The organism is Nitrosomonas sp. HPC101 (assembly GCF_009833125.1).
Taxonomy (GTDB): domain Bacteria; phylum Pseudomonadota; class Gammaproteobacteria; order Burkholderiales; family Nitrosomonadaceae; genus Nitrosomonas.
This window is the reverse complement of the sequence record NZ_QRCC01000031.1, coordinates 1-1,253: the sequence shown is the minus strand read 5'-3', so window position 1 is coordinate 1,253 and position 1,253 is coordinate 1. Positions and strand designations below refer to the sequence as shown.

The following is a 1,253-nucleotide window of genomic DNA, read 5'->3' as shown; positions in this document are numbered from 1 at the left end:
GCCATCTGTGGTTCGTCACGCTGCATCCGTTCGACGATGGCAATGGCCGTATCGCGCGGGCCATTGGCGATCTGCTGCTGGCACGCGCCGACGGCAGCCCGCAACGCTTCTACAGTTTGTCGGCGCAGATCCAGCGCGAACGTAAGGCCTACTACGACATCCTGGAGCGGACGCAGAAGCGGTCGATGGATGTCACTGAGTGGCTCGCGTGGTTCCTCGACACGCTGCATCGTGCCGTCGACCAGGCACAGCACATACTCGATGCCGTGCTGACCAAGACGCGGTTTTGGCAGCGCTGGGCGACCACGCCACTGAACGAGCGACAGGTGAAATTGCTGAACAAGCTGCTCGACGGCTTCGAAGGCAAGCTCACCAGCAGCAAGTGGGCGGCCATCGCCAAGTGCTCGCCTGACACGGCGCTACGCGACATCAACGACTTGCTTGCGCGGGGCGTGCTGCGGAAATCGGATGCAGGTGGGCGTAGCACCAGCTATGTATTGGTTGAGTCTGTACCAGGGGAAGGCGCATGAAGAAAGATGCAGACGATGCGGAAACTGCCATCATCAGCTCACCCGAGAACGTCATTCTGGATTGCCTCGAGCGGGACATCGCAGCGCACCCCGAACGGTTGCAGCCTATCACTGCCGAGCAGGTGCGACGTGTTCAATCGCTGGTTGTAGACGTCTCGGTAGAGCTCGGCACTCCAGTGTCGCCAGACGACGCATAACTCAGATCCACAGAAGAATCCCTTGGCTCGTCGGCCGAACAGCGCCTTCATGGACTCCTGCCAACTCATTCGGAAGGAGACCAAGATGGAAGTCGCTCACCTCAACCAAAAACAACTGGCCGCCCGCTGGAATATCAGCGAGGCCACCCTGGAGCGCTGGCGCAGCGTCGGGATCGGACCAAAATTCCTGAAGCTCTGCGGTCGGGTGGCTTACCGCCAGGTCGACATCGAGGCCTACGAGGAGTCGTGCTTGCAGATATCAACCAGCCAGTCGGTCGCTGCTCATGCCCAGTCCAGCTGAATTCGTCAGCCAATGGCTCGAAGCGCAGCCGGAGGGGGCTTTGATCAGAAGTCTGGATCTGCGGTGCATGGTCAGTGACAATCAGGCGTCGCGGGAGCTGGCTCGCTTGGCAAGGCGCGGACGGTTGATGCGTGTGGCGCGCGGCCTGTACGTCACCGTGACAGCCAGCTGTTTCGGCCCGGTCCCACCACCGGTCGACAAGATGATCCAATCGCTCGCAGACAT

Annotated in this window: 3 protein-coding genes; all 3 read left to right on the top strand. The window is 60.8% G+C overall.

What is annotated here, in order from left to right; all coding sequences use genetic code 11:
* Positions 1-530, top strand: a 530-nt coding sequence (locus ABO04_RS11775) for a Fic family protein (protein ID WP_160810858.1), incomplete at its 5' end; no start/stop codon positions are given.
* Complete coding sequence (locus ABO04_RS11770; RefSeq protein ID WP_074685579.1) at positions 527-727, top strand: type II toxin-antitoxin system PrlF family antitoxin; 201 nt, start codon at positions 527-529, stop codon at positions 725-727. The genes ABO04_RS11775 and ABO04_RS11770, both read left to right, overlap by 4 nt.
* 85 nt (positions 728-812) lie before the next feature.
* Positions 813-1,028, top strand: coding sequence for a DNA-binding protein (locus tag ABO04_RS11765; protein WP_074685581.1), 216 nt, complete (start codon positions 813-815; stop codon positions 1,026-1,028).
* Positions 1,029-1,253: the final 225 nt, after the last annotated feature.

Excerpts from the sequence above, each read along its gene's own strand:
- ABO04_RS11765 (WP_074685581.1), top strand. The coding sequence starts at position 813 with ATGGAAGTCGCTCACCTCAACCAAAAACAACTGGCCGCCCGCTGGAAT.
- ABO04_RS11770 (WP_074685579.1), top strand. The coding sequence starts at position 527 with ATGAAGAAAGATGCAGACGATGCGGAAACTGCCATCATCAGCTCACCC.